The following is a 15,582-nucleotide window of genomic DNA, read 5'->3' as shown; positions in this document are numbered from 1 at the left end:
CCCCTTTTTAAGGGGGATTTAGGGGGATCTAGAACTTTTGATACCGACAAGAGGACTTTTCAAACATCCTCTTATAAAGTAAAAGCGATCCCTTCTCAGTCATCACAACTGCAAGCCTAGACACATAGCGGCTTGTCGCCAGATATCGCTTTATCAAAGCTACAATTTCTTACCCAATTGCTACCAAAGGCTGAGGTCTTTCAGCTGCTTTGTGCCATACCGATTGTCCTGTCAGCAGTTCGACAACATCCATCCCATTGCCAATTACACCTGGTACACTTGGATACCCGGCACTCGCCCCTACCAAAAAGAGATTAGGTAACTCTGTCGTATATCCCAGACGATTTAAACCAACCTGTTTAGGTACTAATTTCGCACCATAAATATTACCTTGCGGTTGTCCTAAATAAAATTCGCTGGTGGTAGGTGTACCGTAAACTTTCATCCGGGCATATTTGTCTACATCGGGAATAAAATCTCGCACACTTGTCATAATCTGCTGATAAAATTCTCGCTTTTTGGCTTTATACGCTTTTGGGTTGCTTTTGTACAGATGTTCAAATGGTTCATAAGAACAGACAGTAGCAATTTCTAATACATGATGTCCCTCTGGCCCCATCCCTGGTTCGCTAGATTTCATAGTTGGACAAGAGAGGAAAATCCACGGTTGGCTAAAGTCACCTTCTAATTGTTGTTGATATTCTCTGTTCAGATCGCCTGTGGGATAATACCAAACATTCCAGTTACCAATGCCGTAGCGTTGAGGATCGAAGCGGCTATCTAAACCCAGGTAGATATTAAAAGCACTGGCTGAGTATTGGTAACTAGTGAGGCGTTGATGCTCTTTTTGACTCAAAGCTGTAATATCATGCATTAACTCCACTGTTAATTTGGGGTCGAGGTCGCTGATATAAGCTTTGCTGGCGTGATAGCTATTACCATCAGCAAGGACACTAAGGACACTATGGTTGCTAACTTGAATATGGCTCACCGGGGTTGAGTACTTGATAACACCTCCACCTGCGGTAATTACCTGTGCAATGGTGTCAACAAGGTGTTTGAAGTGATGTTTTGGATAATAAGCGCCTTCTGAGTAGTCCCAAACTAAGGAAGTATGGGTGAGTAGTGCAATTTCCTGCGGTGGTAGTGCATAGTCGCCACTTTGCCCCGCCAGTACTGCTTGCAGTTTAGGCGATAATCCGACATGGTTATACAAATCTTGCAGTGTCCAATTCCGCTTCCAAAATAAATTCAAATATTTTGGTAGTTTTAACCAGTCAGACAACTTTTGATCGTACCAGCGTACCTCCTGCACTAGGTTGCGAATTTCTTGGTGGAGTTGCTGAATTTCATTGCAGTAATGGTTAATCGCACCAGCTTCTTCTGGAAATGTGGAGAGTAAACGCGATCGCAAATTCTCCCATCCCAAAGGAATTTTGAAATCCGCCTCTGGTGTGATGACTCGATCAATGCAGTCAGAATCGAGACTATTAAAGGGTACATTTTGATGAATATAGTCGAGAAATTGACCTACAGTCTGACCAGAACCACATTGAGAGATGTAATGCACGTCAGCACAAAAACGATATTCTCCGTAATCAAAGGTGTGACAGCATCCGCCAGGTAAATAATGTTGCTCTAGAACTACTACCCGATAGCCTTGTCGAGTTAAACAGGCTGCGGCCGAAAGTCCACCTAGCCCGGCTCCCAGAATCACATAGTCGAAGATTTCCATATCAGCCTCCTTTGGCAATTTTGATTTCTATTGATTTCGGTGTTATGACTTTTTATCACCGTTCTTGTAGTTTTAGAAATGCCAAAATACTCAGCGCATCTTCACCTAAATTTGTAGATTTTATTTAAGAAAAATCAGGTAGAAGAGCCATTGGATATAAGGTGTAAGGATTTTTCTCGGTGATAATGGTAATTCCTGCATCGCTAAATATTTTGATATTTAGCGAATAATTTAGCTAACATTTAGATGCCCTGAAAAATGTTTAAAGCAGCCACTTAACTTAGCTACGAATTTTTGCCAAGGCTTGCAGATCAACCTTGTCTACCTTGAGAACCGTAGTTTTGTAGGTTGGGTGCAGCGATCGCGTAACCCAACATAAATAAGGTGGTAATGTTGGGTTGCGTTTCACTCCACCCAACCTACATAAATATATCTTTTAAAAACTCTAGGTTTCAACATAGATGAGGTTTCGTTAGCAGAAGATAATTGAATAAGAAACGAACCGTAAATAACACAACGTCAAGAGATTTATAAAGGATTTTTGCGTCAATCCCGTGATTTTTTGAAAAACTTGGATGCTTCCATCTTTTTATCTATTTATTCAGCTTATCGAAAACCAAAAAAATATTTGATAATGTTTGCCTTTCTTAATGAATATTGGCTAAGGTTTAAATTACCTTAAAGTATAGTTGCTAGATAAGTGCAGAAGCTAAAAAAAGATTATCTTTTAGGAGTTGAATACCTAGAGAATAGCTATTAAATATCAAAATTTTATTGCTATAAGTTTAAGTATTTATGTGCAAATTTACACTCTATTTTATATGCGTAATACCATTTACCGAAAAGCCTAATTTGTCTCTAACTTTTTCGCCCTGCTGCCTATTTGTATCAACTTTCAAGTGAAATAGTATAAAGGCTTCTCTCAAGGTACGAGAACTACTTTGTATCCCAAAATCCTTGTAGAAGTGAGAATGTCACTCTACAATTAACTAATGACTATTGACCCATTTGCAACACTTGTAGGACAACAGCAAGCCATAGAATTACTGACTCAGGCTGTCAGACAAAACCGGGTTGCTCCAGCGTACCTCTTTGTGGGGCCAGATGGTGTAGGAAGAAGTTTAGCAGCCAGGTGCTTTATAGAATTGCTATTTTCTAGCGAGATGGGAGTCACTGCGGCTTTACAAAACCGTTTGCGTCAGGGGAACCATCCAGCTTTGTTGTGGGTGCAACCGACGTACCAATATCAGGGACAACGATTAACAGCAGCAGAAGCGGTTGAGAAAGGACTTAAGCGTAAAGCACCACCTGTAATTCGGCTAGAGCAAATTCGGGAAATTACCGAGTTTTTAAGTCGTCCGCCTTTGGAAGCGCCGAGAAATGTGGTGGTGCTGGAAGAAGCCCAAACAATGGCAGAAGCCGCAGCCAACGCTTTACTTAAAACCTTGGAAGAACCGGGACAGGCGACGTTAATTTTAATTGCACCTACACCTGAGTCTGTTTTGCCAACTTTGGTGTCACGCTGTCAACGCATTCCTTTTTATCGCTTAGATGCACAGTCTTTGGCTGTTGTACTTACACAAACAAGTCATCAAGAAATTTTGCAAAATCAGGCAGTGCTGAGTATAGCAGCTGGCAGTGCTGGAAGTGCGATCGCATCTTACGAGCAATTACAAACTATTCCCCCGGAGTTACTCGAAGATTTGAAAAAAGCCCCTGCTTCCTACCGCAAAGCCTTGGAGTTAGCCAAGAAAATTGATAAGGATTTAGATACAGAAGCCCAACTGTGGTTAGTTGATTATCTTCAGCAATTATACTGGCAGCGTTGGCATCAACCCAGTATTATTAATCAGCTAGAACAATCTCGTAAATACTTGCTTGCTTATGCTCAACCTAGGCTGGTTTGGGAATGTCTGCTTTTATCTATATGTCAAAAATAAAAATTGTATTCACAAACTTTTTTACAAATGTCATAGTCCGTCGTAGACATCGCTCTTCAATTATTCAAGCCTTTGAGACTGCTGGTAGCGACGTAAAACAGATTGGATATTTTTTTTACAAACCTCTTCACCAATTACCTGAGAAAGCGATCGCCACAACTGAGAACCCACTTGTTTGATATAGTCGTGTTCATAACTTATCTGCTCCGCAATTTCCGCATAAGTGTGCCCCAGCCAACTTTCCCGCAAAACCACAGATTGAACATCATTGAGTCTTTGCCCAAAGGTAGAGCATAAAAGAGTATCGACTAGAGTCAGCGCCTCTTGTGCTGTCATGGGTGAGCCTGCTTTATTTCTACGTTGAACTTAAGAAATATCTTCTTGAAATGATATTTTTACGTAAAATGTCACATTTATTTACAGCAAAAACTCACTTTATCTCACCGACAGAGCGCTTATATTTAAGCTAATAATTAATACAGTGTAATTAAATTATGCTTACATCTCAAAGTATAAAAAGGAAATCAGCAAGATGAAATTTGGTATTGATATGGGACACAACTGTCCTCCAGATACAGGAGCAACAGGCATCAAACAAGAAGATGCTTTAACTAAAGCAGTTGGTACACAATTGATACAAAAACTCAGAGCAGCAAATCATACCGCCATCGATTGCACTCCTACAAGCGCTAGCAGCGTAACCGATTCTCTGAGACAACGAACTAATAAGGCAAATGCCAATAACGTTAATGTCTATGTTTCGATTCACTTTAATAAATTTAACGCTAAAGCTCATGGCACAGAAATTTATGCCATTAGTAACGCATCACAAGGTATTGCGGAATCAGTTCTCAAAGAAATTGTTCAACTTGGTTTTTATAACAGAGGGGTGAAAGATACAGGTTTCTTTGTTCTTAAGAATACACAAATGCCAGCTATTTTAATTGAGTGCTGCTTTTGTGATGCCCAAGTAGATATGGATCTATTCGATGTTGAAAAAATGGCGGAAGCAATTAAAGATGGATTAATAGGTCAGCCAAAACCAAAGGAACCTAAAGCTGATAAGAAATACGTTTTGGAAATTACAACAAAAACTTTCTTAAAGCCTTCTACAGAACAGGCATCAGACTTACCAAAAGATTCTATCTTTGAGATTGAGCCAGGAGATTACCCAATTTTAGATGTCATTTTTGAAGAAAATCATTATTCGGTTAAGTGGCCCGATCAAAGTAAAGGAAACCGAAACGAGCATTTTGTTTATGCTGGACATGCCAAAGTTATAGAAAAAGATTAACTAATTATCTTTCAATCATTGGTTAACATCTACAACCCCGACTTATTTAATAAATCGGGGTTATACAAATAGTTTTTAAAGGAAAAACCATGCCATTACTAGATGATTTAGTAAACAATTATTCTAACAAAGATTTAGTCAAAATATTTACACAAGTTGGTATTGAAAGTGCAAAAATTACTGATATTAATCGGCAAATTTTAAAAGAAGTCACCCTTGCTCAATGGTTACTAGAGTCCAGCAGAGGTAAAAGCGACCTTGCTGTCAATGCTAATAATTTTGCGGGATTAAAATGGCGAATTCCTGATATGAAAGGGTTTGCCGAACCGTTAAAAATCAAGGTTCCTTCTGAGCCAGAAGAAGTTGAGTTCTGTAAATTTACGGATATAGACGCTTTTATTATTGGTTATTGGAAGTTTTTAACTCGCACACCATATAAAGGTTTAGAGGAGTATACTAATACACCAGAAAATTTCCTTGGCTTTCTCAAGGCTAAAGGCTATTCATCCGATCCTAAATATGTCAGTAAAGTTGTAGACTTGCTTCCAGAGGCACAGAAGTTACTGGCTAATGCAGGTGGAGTTACTATTCCCGCTTCAGTGGAACAACTTCAGTTAATTCGTGTGCCAAAAGAAGTTGAATTATGGCAAAATTTCAGGGTTGAAGGCGTAGCACCTTTAACCGCCAGTGGCAAATTTTTGTCGATTACGAGCGACGATAAATTTACAGTCGTAAGTGTAGCAATTAGTCAGGATGGCAAATGGCAATTTGATTTCGTTTTTAAGCAAGCAGGCGATCGCCGGATGATAATTACTGTTGACGATCAAACTCTAGAGATCCCCATTAAAGTTGTTGTTCCTTTTGATCACAAGGACGATGAGAATACTCAACAACCTACAGCATCCAGCTTACCAGGAGCGAAGGTAATTAAACTTGAGGGTAGTGTGGGAATTGGCGGAGTCAATAAAGCTGCTGATGTTAAGGCTATTAAGGCGCGATTGTATGAGCTAGGCTACAAATGGGTAGGCGATCCTGACAGTGCAGACAGAGACAGGGGACTATTTGACGCAATCAAATTATTTCAATCAATTATTGCTGGTCGCAGTACTGTTAATGGTGATGGTAGAGTTGATGTTGGTGGAATAACTCATAGATGGTTGCAAGCAGCTAATGCACCACGTTGGGAGTTGATGCCCAAAAGCGATCCTAATAATGGTTTAGTTAACGGTGAACTGGAAGATACTCAAGATAACCACGATTTTGGAACACACTGGTTAGCTGATGTGATTAAAAAAATTGCCCAAGATTATCAAAACAGTTATCGTAATACTCATCCCCTAGCCGCTCCATTTGCAATTAACGATGTTAGTCTTCCTCATGGAGGCGATACTCCCGATCATCATGGACATGAAACTGGCATGATGTGCGATATTTACTTACCCCAAAAAAATGGAAATTTTGGTGGTATTGTTTGGTCAAGTTCTAACTACGATCGCGATGCTGCACGAGCTATTCTCAAGTCGATTACTAATCAAAAACTGGTAAGGGCGGTCTTTTTCAACGATCAACAGCTAATTAAAGAGGGACTTTGTGTTTCTCTAAATGGTCACGACAACCATATTCATTTTGAAATTAACCCACCAGTAAGAAGCTAATTTTTGGTGAGTTAGATGCCTTGGATTTTACAACTTCTGCCCTGTGTAAATGGATCGCACTTCACCGTTACGGCGGATGACAGCTTCGCCATTACTAACCTCTACCAGTGTCCAACCGCTCTGGCCAATGCTTTCACCCATATTGATGCGGCGAGTCACGCCGTCAATTTTAAACAAAGCGGCAGATTTGTTACCTAACTCTAGCAATCCTTCTAGGGTATTACTCGGAGCAACTGCGATCGCAGTTGCCGGATATACTTGTTCCTGGGTAATAGTTGGTTCTGACTCTGGCGCGAGTGCTGCACGTAATGGAACCACTGGTAATGCAGGTAGAGGCTTGGGTGTTTGTCGCACGGTAATCGGTACAGTTCGTCCAGCTACAGGTTTAAGTTCTGCTCGTACAGCCGCCGCTAACATATTGACGGTTACAGGCTTGGTAGCTTGTCGCACCGTATTTAGGGCACTTTTCACCACGTTAGGTTGAGATGCCTGCAATGCATTGGCAACTTGTGGTAGAAGTGCGGGACTACCAGGAATTGCTGGCAGGGCGTAGCGCATTGGCGACGGCGCTTGATAAACAGGAACATAGATCCGCTCAACAACGCTGCCAGAACGGTTAGGGGCTGGTGGTGTATTATTGGCCAGAAGTGGAAGTGGTGGTAAATTACCATTTATTTGCCCGTTACCAAGGGCTATTTGATTAGTATTTGTCTGACTAGAGAATCCCGAACTGAAAGATTTTCGATTGCCTTTTAATTCTTGCTTGTCTATAACTGCCAGCGCTCCCAGCATATAGTCAACCAAATCTGCCTCAATTTCTGTTTTTCCAGGCAATTGTGATTGCGTTTGCGGCGCTAGAAGAGCTTGCTGGGTTAAGTTGGGATTTAAAAGATATACGACTCCAGACTGTACCAAGTAGAGAATACCAGCGATCGCCACACCTAAAGTTGTTCCGACAATCAGCAGTTTGCCCAAAGTCCGACTGCTTTTTTGACGCTTTCTACTAACTGGTTTAATGGTGGCGTTATCAAAGACAACGGTACTCAAGTGCTTGTTGTTATTTTGAGTAACTGACTGTCCGTTTGGTAAAATAATCTGCGGTATCGTAACTGTTTGCAGAGGCACGTATTCTGGAGGCGAGTGGCGTTGAGCTTTGTTCTGCCTACCATGCCTAACGGTTTGAGAAGGCAGATGATCACTAACATCCAGAATGTAGTCGATATCGGCAAAGAGTTCATCCATGAGACCATCAGCATAGTTTTCTATCGACCAAGGCTCGTTGGCGATTAAATCTTCTGATGGTTCTGGTACTATGAGACGGGTACTGGCTTCTTGTAACATAGACGTTCTGGGTTATTGCTAGGACGAGGAAACGCCGCGCCTACTGCCTGGGAATTAGGATTACAGATGAGATATCCAATCCACCGTCTTATTGAGACGAGTTGGTTGAGCGTTGGTATTAAAATCAACTTGAATCTGGGGATTGTTGATGATAGCAGTACTAATAGTTATGTCATCTATCATACCAATCTCCCTCCCTACTACTATACTCAGTCTTTATCAAGTTTTTGTTAAGCTAACGCTGGAAACTCATGCTGGCTCTTGGTTTTACGCAATTCTAAATATAATAATAAAGCGTTAACATCGGCTGGGTTTACACCACCGATACGTGCAGCTTGACCAAGAGTGAGTGGTTTTACGTGAGTCAGCTTTTCCCGTGCCTCTTTAGAAAGGGTATCAATCGTGGTATAATCCAAATCCGCAGGTAATTGGCGGTGGGCTTGGCGGGCAATTTGGTCAATCTGATTTTGTTGCCTAGCGAGATAGCCATAATACTTAATGTCAATTTCTGCGCCTTCTTTCTCGGCGCGGTTGAGGTTGGGGTTTCCTAGCCCGAACCTGTCGAGGTCAACATAATGGAATCCCGGACGGCGCAGTAAGTCGTTGAGGGTAATTGAACCTCTGATTGCTTGTTGGGTATCAGATGCGATCGCTATTCCCATTTCATCATGTTCTTTGACTCGTGTAGCTTGTAATCTTTGTTTTTCTGTGGTAATGTTCGCTTGTTTTTGGGTAAATAGATTCCATCTGCGATCGTCAATTAAACCAATTTCTCGTCCCAGGGTTGTCAAACGTTGGTCGGCATTGTCAGAACGCAATAATAAGCGGTACTCTGATCTACTGGTGAGCATCCGGTAAGGTTCCCGTAAATCCTTGGTACACAGGTCATCCATTAGCGTTCCAATGTAACTTTGCTCGCGGGCAAACACAATCATTTCTTGAGAATGAACAAATCTAGCCGCGTTAATTCCTGCTACCAGTCCTTGGGCCGCGGCTTCTTCATAACCTGTCGTGCCGTTAATCTGCCCAGCACAAAATAGTCCAGCAACCTTTTTGGTCATCAGTGTGGGGTAACACTGAGTTGCAGGTAAATAGTCATATTCCACAGCATAAGCCGGACGCAGCATCACACATTTTTCTAAACCGGGAAGAGTCCGCAACATTTGCAACTGCAAATTTTCTGGCAACCCTGTAGAAAACCCTTGGATATAAAGTTCGGGTATATCTCGTCCTTCTGGTTCAATAAAAATTTGATGGCTTTCCTTATCGGCAAAGCGCACAATTTTATCTTCAATGCTGGGACAATAACGCGGCCCTTTCGCTTCCACCCAACCGCCATAAACTGGCGACAGGTGTAGATTATCTTGAATTAGACGATGGGTTTCGGCGGTGGTGCGGGTGATGTAGCAGGGTATTTGTTCCCGTTCTACCCATGCCTCTGGATCAAAACTAAACCAGCGCACATCCTCATCTCCTGGCTGGATGAGCATTTTACTATAATCCACCGATCGCTTGTCTACCCGTGCTGGGGTTCCAGTTTTGAGTCTTCCGGTTTCAAATCCCAGGCGATTTAGGGTTTGTGTCAATCCCTCAGCCGCAAATTCCCCAGCGCGTCCCGCCGGCATTGATTTGTTGCCAACCCAGATTTTGCCCCCCAGGAAAGTGCCAGTTGTCAAGATGACAGCTTTACATTGGAACCCTACACCAAAATAAGTTTCAACGCCGATGACTTCATCATTAGCACCCAGCACCAAATCTGTCACCATACTTTCGCGGATTGTCAAGTTTTCTTGGTTCTCGACAATATTCTTCATCACTGCTGCATATTCGCGCTTGTCCGTTTGGGCGCGTAATGCCCAAACAGCAGGTCCCCGTGAAGAGTTGAGGATACGTTTTTGCAGGTAGGTGCGGTCTGCTACTTTACCTATTTCCCCGCCGAGTGCATCTACCTCATGAGTCAACTGAGATTTTGCCGGGCCACCCACTGCTGGATTACAGGGTTGCCAAGCGATTCTATCCAAGTTGAGCGTCAATAACAGGGTACGACAACCGAGGCGTGCAGAGGCCAGAGCCGCTTCGCAACCGGAGTGACCTGCACCGACGACTATGACATCAAAAGCGTCTTGGAATTGAACGGAATTGTGCATGGTCATACTTACAGGATCGGCAAGCTTAGAGTTCTTTTCAATTTTAGCTGTTCCAGTGGTTTCATGGATGTAACTTTCTAATAAAAAAGTTATCAAATTTACTAGTACTCAATCAGAGACAAGTTTCTCTTTTTAAACTTGAGTATTCAATAAAAAATATTATATTTTTTAAATTTTGTGACAACATTCCGGTTTGTTTACCACAACTATTGTTCACATAGTTAGTAATTAACACGAATTGTTTTCTTACTAACATATTAAATACTTTTTTAAATGTATAAAAATATAGTTTGACTCTAATAAATTTTTTTTAATTTATCAACAATAGATATTTGGACAAGGCTGTTACGTTTACCTTTGAATCAACTAAGTAATTATTTAAAAATGAAACTCACCATCAAAAAGCAAAAAGATATTACTAGATTTATTAGAAAGGCAAGTTTCATCAGTATAGTTATCGGAATAATTTTTGTTTTAGTAGCGAGTAATGAGATTACCCACCACCAATTTGCTAGAACTTCACAACCATTAAATGTATGCTCTCCAACTGTTTCATCACCTTGTATAAATACCTCTAAAGAGATAACACCAAAACCATTTATTCCCAACCCAGAATTAAATAGTAACCAGCGTTTTTTATCTGCGATTAACCAGAAATTACCTACAATCCCTCAGCCTGGTACTTATGAATATACTTTGCTGCGAGCTTATGGTGCAGTTTTTGTAAATCAAGATGTCGGAATTAAACTGCCGCCAAAAGATATTTTTGCTAATGAACAAGAAACCCAAGAATTTCAAGCTACTTTAACAATGGGTCATGTTGATGGCACTAACGATTGTTATTTACAAAAGTCGGCGGCTGATGCTCTAAATAAAGCGCGAGTTCAACAACATATCCCGCTAAAATCTGGTTATGGTTCTGGTGATTGTACTCGCACTTTCAACACGAATTTAAGATTTTGGCAAAAATATGCTAATAATCAAATTTTGGCAAAAGTTCAACAGGGCAAAGAAACAAAAATTCTCGGCTTGGTTGCACCTCCCGGAACTTCACAACATCTCTGGGGATTAGCCATTGATTTACGCGTAGGCAGTAAAGAACAAAGAAAAGCTCTTAATCAAAATGGTTGGTTTCAAACAGTAGAAAATGATGTTCCACATTGGACTTATGTGGGTTTAGATGAAGAGAATTTACCTTTATTTGGTTTTAAGAAACTACTTATCCGAGGCATTACTTATTGGATTACGCCACTTTAATTGTTAGATAGCATGAAAACTTGGAAATACTAACCTAAAGGATGTATTGTCAGGGATTTAGCTATGTCAAATGAAGCTGCTAGCCGAAGAATCAGGATTTAGAGCCATGTTTACCAAAAAGTAACTATTGCACCAATATGTAAATCCTTGCAGACAGATGTACTGCAATAGGTAGATTTTTGGATAACCGAAAGTTGGAATTTCAGCTTATTAAAATATAACCAGGGAATAATTTAAATAAGAAATAGATTATTTATAAGTAATAGTAGAGAGTTAATAATTTTTTAGACAAATTTAAGGCAAAATTATGTATGTCAGACAAAATTGCCAACAAGGCTGAAGTGCTGACAGAAATATCTACTGAAAACAGCAAGTTCTAAGTGAGTGGGGTTGCTATGGAGATTGCTGTGCAAATTATCAGACTTGGTAAGGGAGATGGTAAAAACCCATTAATTAACAATCAATCTGATGGCAATAATTTGTTAAATTGGATGAGTTAATAACAGTTAGAGACTTCCAGTTAAAAAATATCCCTAGGGGTGCAAGGCCTTGCGCTTCTACAAATCTAAAAATAATTTGGAATAATTTATTTTTTGCAAGTCACTTGTATGGCAATCTATTGCGCTATTAAAAATATCAATTTTTGTTTCTAGTAAGTTTTTGTTATTGATACTTTATTTATACAAGACTTATCAGGAGTTAATTTTAGTGGCTACATCAAACTGTATAATCGGATGAAGAAATTTAGTCCTTGGATTTTCGGTATCTTGTTAGCCAGCACCTTGGGAAGTATGGCGACAGTTTACTGGAAAACTCAAGAAACTTCCTCCCAGCCAGATTTAACTAGTCAAACTATCTTAGTGCAAACTAAAGATTGGGTAGTGCAGATTCAAGCTAATGGAGTGGTGCAAGCATTACAAAAAATCAATCTTAGCCCAGAAGATTCTGGACGCATTGCTAAATTGTATGTGAATGAAGGTGATCGCGTCCAAAAAGGACAAATTATTGCCCTTATGGATAGTGAAAGATTACAAGCACAGGTAAATCAGTATCAAGCATCACTAAATAAAGCTGTGGCTGATTTGAAACAAAAGGTTGCTGGCACTCGACAAGAAGACATTGCTGAATCTAAAGCTAGAGTTGCTTCCGCAGAAGCATTAGTAGCTGCATCTCAAACTCGATTGAATCGAACAATCGTAGAGATGCAACGCAATCAAGTGTTGGTACAAGAGGGTGCTATTTCCCGCAATGCCTTTGAAGAGTTTGTCACTAAAGAACAAGAAGCTAGAGCTAACTTAGAAGCAGAACTAGCACGGCTCAAAGAACAACGCGAAAGTTTGAAGAAAGCCAAAAATGGATTACGTCCCGAGGAAATTGCCCAAGCTGAAGCCGAGGTAGCACAGGCTAAAGCTCAGTTAGTTTTTTATCAAAGTCAGTTGAATAATGCTATCATCCGTGCCCCATTTGCGGGAATTATTACCCGTCGCTTTGCCCAAGAAGGGGATTTTGTTACACCCACCACATCAGCTTCTAATACTGAAGGTGCAACCTCGACCTCAATTGCTGAACTCTCTAGTGGCTTAGAAATTGAAGCCAGAATTCCTGAAGCTAGCATTGCCAAAATCAATCGCGGTCAGTTTGTAGATATTCAAACAGACACCTATCCTAATGAAACCTTCAAAGGAAAAGTAAGTCTAATTGCACCAAGAGCAGTGCAGGAAAACAATATCACTTTTTTTCGAGTTAAGGTAGTTTTATCGAATGGGCAAGACAAGTTGAAATCAGGAATGAATGTACGCCTGACATTCCACAGTCAGACTATTAAGAATGCTCTAGTAATTCCTCTGGCGGCTGTAACAACTCAGCCCAATGGTCAAACCGGGGTATATGTTATTGATAGTCAAAATGCTGCCAGTTTCCAACCAGTGAAAGTAAGTGCTACTAGTGGTGATCAAGTGCAAGTTTTGGCAGGACTTCAGAAAGGCGATCGCGTGTTAATGTCTCCCCCCAGTACAGAAAAAATTGAAGGTGTAGATAAAATTGGATTTTAGAATAGCCGAATCTTCAATTGGTACTGATATTTTTCGATCATTCAACAATATTTCCCTAGTTGTAATTATCGACTCAGAACTACGAATTACGAATTATTATGAATTTACTAGAAAGTACACAAATGGCAGTCAAAACATTGGCTGCAAATAAGCTCCGTAGCATGTTGACCATGCTTGGTATTATCATTGGCAATGCCTCTGTGATTACAATGATCGCTATTGGGCAAGGGGCGCAAAAATTTACGCAAGAAAAGTTGGAGTCTCTGGGGCCAAATCAACTATCAGTGTTCGCTGGTGGCGATAATCTAGAGGGGTTAAGCTCTGATGTGCCTTCACTGTTCTTGGCAGATGCTCAAGCGATCGCAACTATGGCTCCCGCCGTGCGAGAAGTTGCCCCGCAAATTAGCAGCAACTTGCTATTATCGCGTCAGGGACGCATCAGTAAAGTTAATGTTACAGGTACAACGCCAGGAATTCTTTATGTCCGCAATCTCCAGGTACATCAAGGCCGTTTTTTTGACCCTATCGAGCTAAATCAAAATTCTCAGGTGGTGATTTTAGGGCCAGTAGTTGCGCGGAAACTTTTTGGTAATGAAAATCCCATCGGTCAGTTACTACAGATGAATAACTTGAGTTTTCAAGTTATTGGGATTATGCAAGCTAAAGGTGCATTTATGGGGGATAACCCCGATGATATAGCTTACGTGCCAATTAGTACTATGGCAGATCAGCTAGTGGGTAGGCGATCGCCTAATGGTATTCCCATCGACTACTTAGAACTGTCAGCAAAAAATCAAGATAGCATTCGCGCAGCGGCATTTCAAACAATTAATATTCTGACACGCAGACGGGGCAGAAAAGATTTCACAGTTGCCGCCAATAAGTCAGTCCAAGACTTGATCAATCAAGTGACGATAAATTTAAGTTTAGTCTTGGCGGCGATCGCAGGTATATCTTTATTCGTTGGTGGAATTGGCATCATGAACATTATGCTAGTTTCTGTCACCGAACGTACCCAAGAAATTGGACTACGCAAAGCAATAGGCGCAACAGAAAAAGCAATTCTTACCCAATTCTTAATTGAGGCGATTATCCTGTCCGTAGCAGGCGGTTTAGTCGGAACTGGTATTGGCGTTAGTGGCGCACTTATAGTTGCTATGTTCTCCCCCTTACAACCATCAGTACCAATAGGAGCAATATTTCTCACAGCCAGCGTTTCTGGTAGCATTGGTCTAATCTTTGGTGTAGCGCCAGCCAGAAAAGCAGCACGACTCGATCCCATAGCTGCATTAAGAGGTATTTAAGTCAACGAAGAGGCAAGGGGAATGGGGCAGGGAACTTGGCGCACACTACTTCTTCGCAGTACCGACGGCGACACAATAAAGTGCCGCATGGCGCTTCCCATCAATACCCAACATGGCGTTCAGACTCATATCATAGAATCCACCTATGCACAGACTATCCAGCCCCAATTGCACAGCCATTAGACATATATTTTCAGCTTGATGACCAGTTTCCAAAAGTGCAAAACGGTAGCCACGCGCACCGTATTTGCACATTGAGCGCATAAAAACAGATGTGAACAGAAACAGAGCATTGGCATTTACAATGTAATCCTGCTGCAATAAAGATTCTACAAAGTCTGTTGGTACTGCATCATTCACCCGATGTAAGCCATGACCGCGTGGTTCGTAGTGATATAATCCATCTGCTAAACCTTCTACCGCTTGTGTCGATACAAAAATCTCAATCGGATAAAGTCCTCCCGCAGACGGTGAGTTTCGGGCTTCATAGGTATAACCATCTGTTTGACGCAGCCCATTGAGACCGCATCCTGCATCAAGCAACTGAGCTAATGTGATCATTGGCATGACCGACTTATCAAACGATCGCACAGAAGACCGTCGCTCTAAAAGCTTACTCAGCAGGTTATCGTGTGGTGCTTTTGGAAGTTCCAGAAAAGGAGCCTCCGGCATATACCGCAGTTCAGTAGCCGGAACACGCTTGACAGAACTTTTAGGTACTGGAGAGTTCAAATGATACAATAGAGCTAACTCCAGTGGCTCATTGGCTGTGTACATTACGCTGATTTCCTCGTTTTAAGCCAATTTAAAAAATGGGAGTTGCTGAATCATGGGATGATTTAGCCAAATTTGGAAGGA

Annotated in this window: 13 protein-coding genes; 6 read left to right on the top strand and 7 right to left on the bottom strand. The window is 41.1% G+C overall.

The features are described from left to right. Positions 1–169: 169 nt before the first annotated feature. Positions 170–1,735: an NAD(P)/FAD-dependent oxidoreductase gene (locus GJB62_RS06920; RefSeq protein ID WP_114083311.1), complete on the bottom strand. Its 1,566-nt coding sequence runs from the start codon at positions 1,733–1,735 to the stop codon at positions 170–172. Between the two features lie 280 nt (positions 1,736–2,015). Next, on the bottom strand, positions 2,016–2,144 hold the full coding sequence (locus GJB62_RS37970; RefSeq protein ID WP_258551458.1) for a hypothetical protein: 129 nt from the start codon (positions 2,142–2,144) through the stop codon (positions 2,016–2,018). A gap of 583 nt (positions 2,145–2,727) precedes the next feature. On the opposite strand from GJB62_RS37970, the gene GJB62_RS06915 reads away from it, so the two are divergent. After that, positions 2,728–3,675: a DNA polymerase III subunit delta' gene (locus GJB62_RS06915; RefSeq protein WP_114083312.1), complete on the top strand. Its 948-nt coding sequence runs from the start codon at positions 2,728–2,730 to the stop codon at positions 3,673–3,675. 60 nt (positions 3,676–3,735) lie between these two features. Here GJB62_RS06915 and GJB62_RS06910 read toward each other — a convergent pair whose 3' ends face one another. After that, a complete protein-coding gene (locus GJB62_RS06910) occupies positions 3,736–4,011 on the bottom strand; it encodes a hypothetical protein (protein ID WP_181852879.1) in 276 nt (91 codons plus the stop codon). Between the two features lie 196 nt (positions 4,012–4,207). On the opposite strand from GJB62_RS06910, the gene GJB62_RS06905 reads away from it, so the two are divergent. Both GJB62_RS06905 and GJB62_RS06900 read left to right on the top strand, forming a co-directional pair. Further along, positions 4,208–4,969, top strand: a complete 762-nt coding sequence (locus GJB62_RS06905; RefSeq protein ID WP_114083313.1) for an N-acetylmuramoyl-L-alanine amidase — start codon at positions 4,208–4,210, stop codon at positions 4,967–4,969. An 89-nt stretch (positions 4,970–5,058) separates the two neighbouring features. Further along, a complete protein-coding gene (locus tag GJB62_RS06900) occupies positions 5,059–6,624 on the top strand; it encodes a glucosaminidase domain-containing protein (RefSeq protein WP_114083314.1) in 1,566 nt (521 codons plus the stop codon). 27 nt (positions 6,625–6,651) lie between these two features. On the opposite strand, the gene GJB62_RS06895 is transcribed toward GJB62_RS06900, so the two are convergent. The 3 genes from GJB62_RS06895 to mnmG are packed head-to-tail and all read right to left on the bottom strand — an operon-like array spanning position 6,652 to position 10,118. Next, a complete protein-coding gene (locus GJB62_RS06895; protein WP_114083315.1) occupies positions 6,652–7,965 on the bottom strand; it encodes a hypothetical protein in 1,314 nt (437 codons plus the stop codon). Positions 7,966–8,025: 60 nt separating this feature from the next. Beyond that, on the bottom strand, positions 8,026–8,148 hold the full coding sequence (locus GJB62_RS37965; protein ID WP_256874497.1) for a hypothetical protein: 123 nt from the start codon (positions 8,146–8,148) through the stop codon (positions 8,026–8,028). 47 nt (positions 8,149–8,195) lie between these two features. Continuing rightward, the gene (mnmG, locus tag GJB62_RS06890) at positions 8,196–10,118 is read right to left on the bottom strand and encodes a tRNA uridine-5-carboxymethylaminomethyl(34) synthesis enzyme MnmG (RefSeq protein WP_114083359.1); all 1,923 of its coding nucleotides are present in this window, start codon (positions 10,116–10,118) and stop codon (positions 8,196–8,198) included. Positions 10,119–10,496: 378 nt separating this feature from the next. Between mnmG and GJB62_RS06885 the strand changes: the two genes are divergently transcribed. The 3 genes from GJB62_RS06885 (at position 10,497) to GJB62_RS06875 (ending at position 14,724) form a co-directional block, all read left to right on the top strand. After that, positions 10,497–11,369 carry a D-alanyl-D-alanine carboxypeptidase family protein gene (locus tag GJB62_RS06885; protein WP_114083316.1) on the top strand — a complete coding sequence of 291 codons (873 nt, stop codon included), beginning with the start codon at positions 10,497–10,499 and terminating at the stop codon, positions 11,367–11,369. A 734-nt stretch (positions 11,370–12,103) separates the two neighbouring features. Continuing rightward, a complete protein-coding gene (locus tag GJB62_RS06880) occupies positions 12,104–13,420 on the top strand; it encodes an efflux RND transporter periplasmic adaptor subunit (protein WP_114083317.1) in 1,317 nt (438 codons plus the stop codon). Positions 13,421–13,518: 98 nt separating this feature from the next. After that, positions 13,519–14,724, top strand: coding sequence for an ABC transporter permease (locus tag GJB62_RS06875; RefSeq protein WP_114083318.1), 1,206 nt, complete (start codon positions 13,519–13,521; stop codon positions 14,722–14,724). A gap of 45 nt (positions 14,725–14,769) precedes the next feature. On the opposite strand, the gene GJB62_RS06870 is transcribed toward GJB62_RS06875, so the two are convergent. Beyond that, positions 14,770–15,501 carry a SagB/ThcOx family dehydrogenase gene (locus tag GJB62_RS06870; protein ID WP_114083319.1) on the bottom strand — a complete coding sequence of 244 codons (732 nt, stop codon included), beginning with the start codon at positions 15,499–15,501 and terminating at the stop codon, positions 14,770–14,772. Positions 15,502–15,582: the final 81 nt, after the last annotated feature.

This window comes from Nostoc sp. ATCC 53789, from assembly GCF_009873495.1.
GTDB classification, from domain to species: Bacteria; Cyanobacteriota; Cyanobacteriia; order Cyanobacteriales; family Nostocaceae; genus Nostoc; species Nostoc muscorum_A.
Note: the sequence above shows the minus strand (reverse complement) of the source record. Positions and strands in the feature narration are given on the sequence as shown.

Excerpts from the sequence above, each read along its gene's own strand:
- GJB62_RS37965 (WP_256874497.1), bottom strand. The coding sequence starts at position 8,148 with ATGATAGATGACATAACTATTAGTACTGCTATCATCAACAATCCCCAG.
- GJB62_RS06910 (WP_181852879.1), bottom strand. The coding sequence starts at position 4,011 with ATGACAGCACAAGAGGCGCTGACTCTAGTCGATACTCTTTTATGCTCT.
- GJB62_RS06870 (WP_114083319.1), bottom strand. The coding sequence starts at position 15,501 with ATGTACACAGCCAATGAGCCACTGGAGTTAGCTCTATTGTATCATTTG.
- GJB62_RS06900 (WP_114083314.1), top strand. The coding sequence starts at position 5,059 with ATGCCATTACTAGATGATTTAGTAAACAATTATTCTAACAAAGATTTA.
- GJB62_RS06905 (WP_114083313.1), top strand. The coding sequence starts at position 4,208 with ATGAAATTTGGTATTGATATGGGACACAACTGTCCTCCAGATACAGGA.
- GJB62_RS06920 (WP_114083311.1), bottom strand. The coding sequence starts at position 1,735 with ATGGAAATCTTCGACTATGTGATTCTGGGAGCCGGGCTAGGTGGACTT.
- mnmG (WP_114083359.1), bottom strand. The coding sequence starts at position 10,118 with ATGACCATGCACAATTCCGTTCAATTCCAAGACGCTTTTGATGTCATA.
- GJB62_RS06885 (WP_114083316.1), top strand. The coding sequence starts at position 10,497 with ATGAAACTCACCATCAAAAAGCAAAAAGATATTACTAGATTTATTAGA.
- GJB62_RS06915 (WP_114083312.1), top strand. The coding sequence starts at position 2,728 with ATGACTATTGACCCATTTGCAACACTTGTAGGACAACAGCAAGCCATA.
- GJB62_RS06875 (WP_114083318.1), top strand. The coding sequence starts at position 13,519 with ATGAATTTACTAGAAAGTACACAAATGGCAGTCAAAACATTGGCTGCA.
- GJB62_RS06895 (WP_114083315.1), bottom strand. The coding sequence starts at position 7,965 with ATGTTACAAGAAGCCAGTACCCGTCTCATAGTACCAGAACCATCAGAA.
- GJB62_RS06880 (WP_114083317.1), top strand. The coding sequence starts at position 12,104 with ATGAAGAAATTTAGTCCTTGGATTTTCGGTATCTTGTTAGCCAGCACC.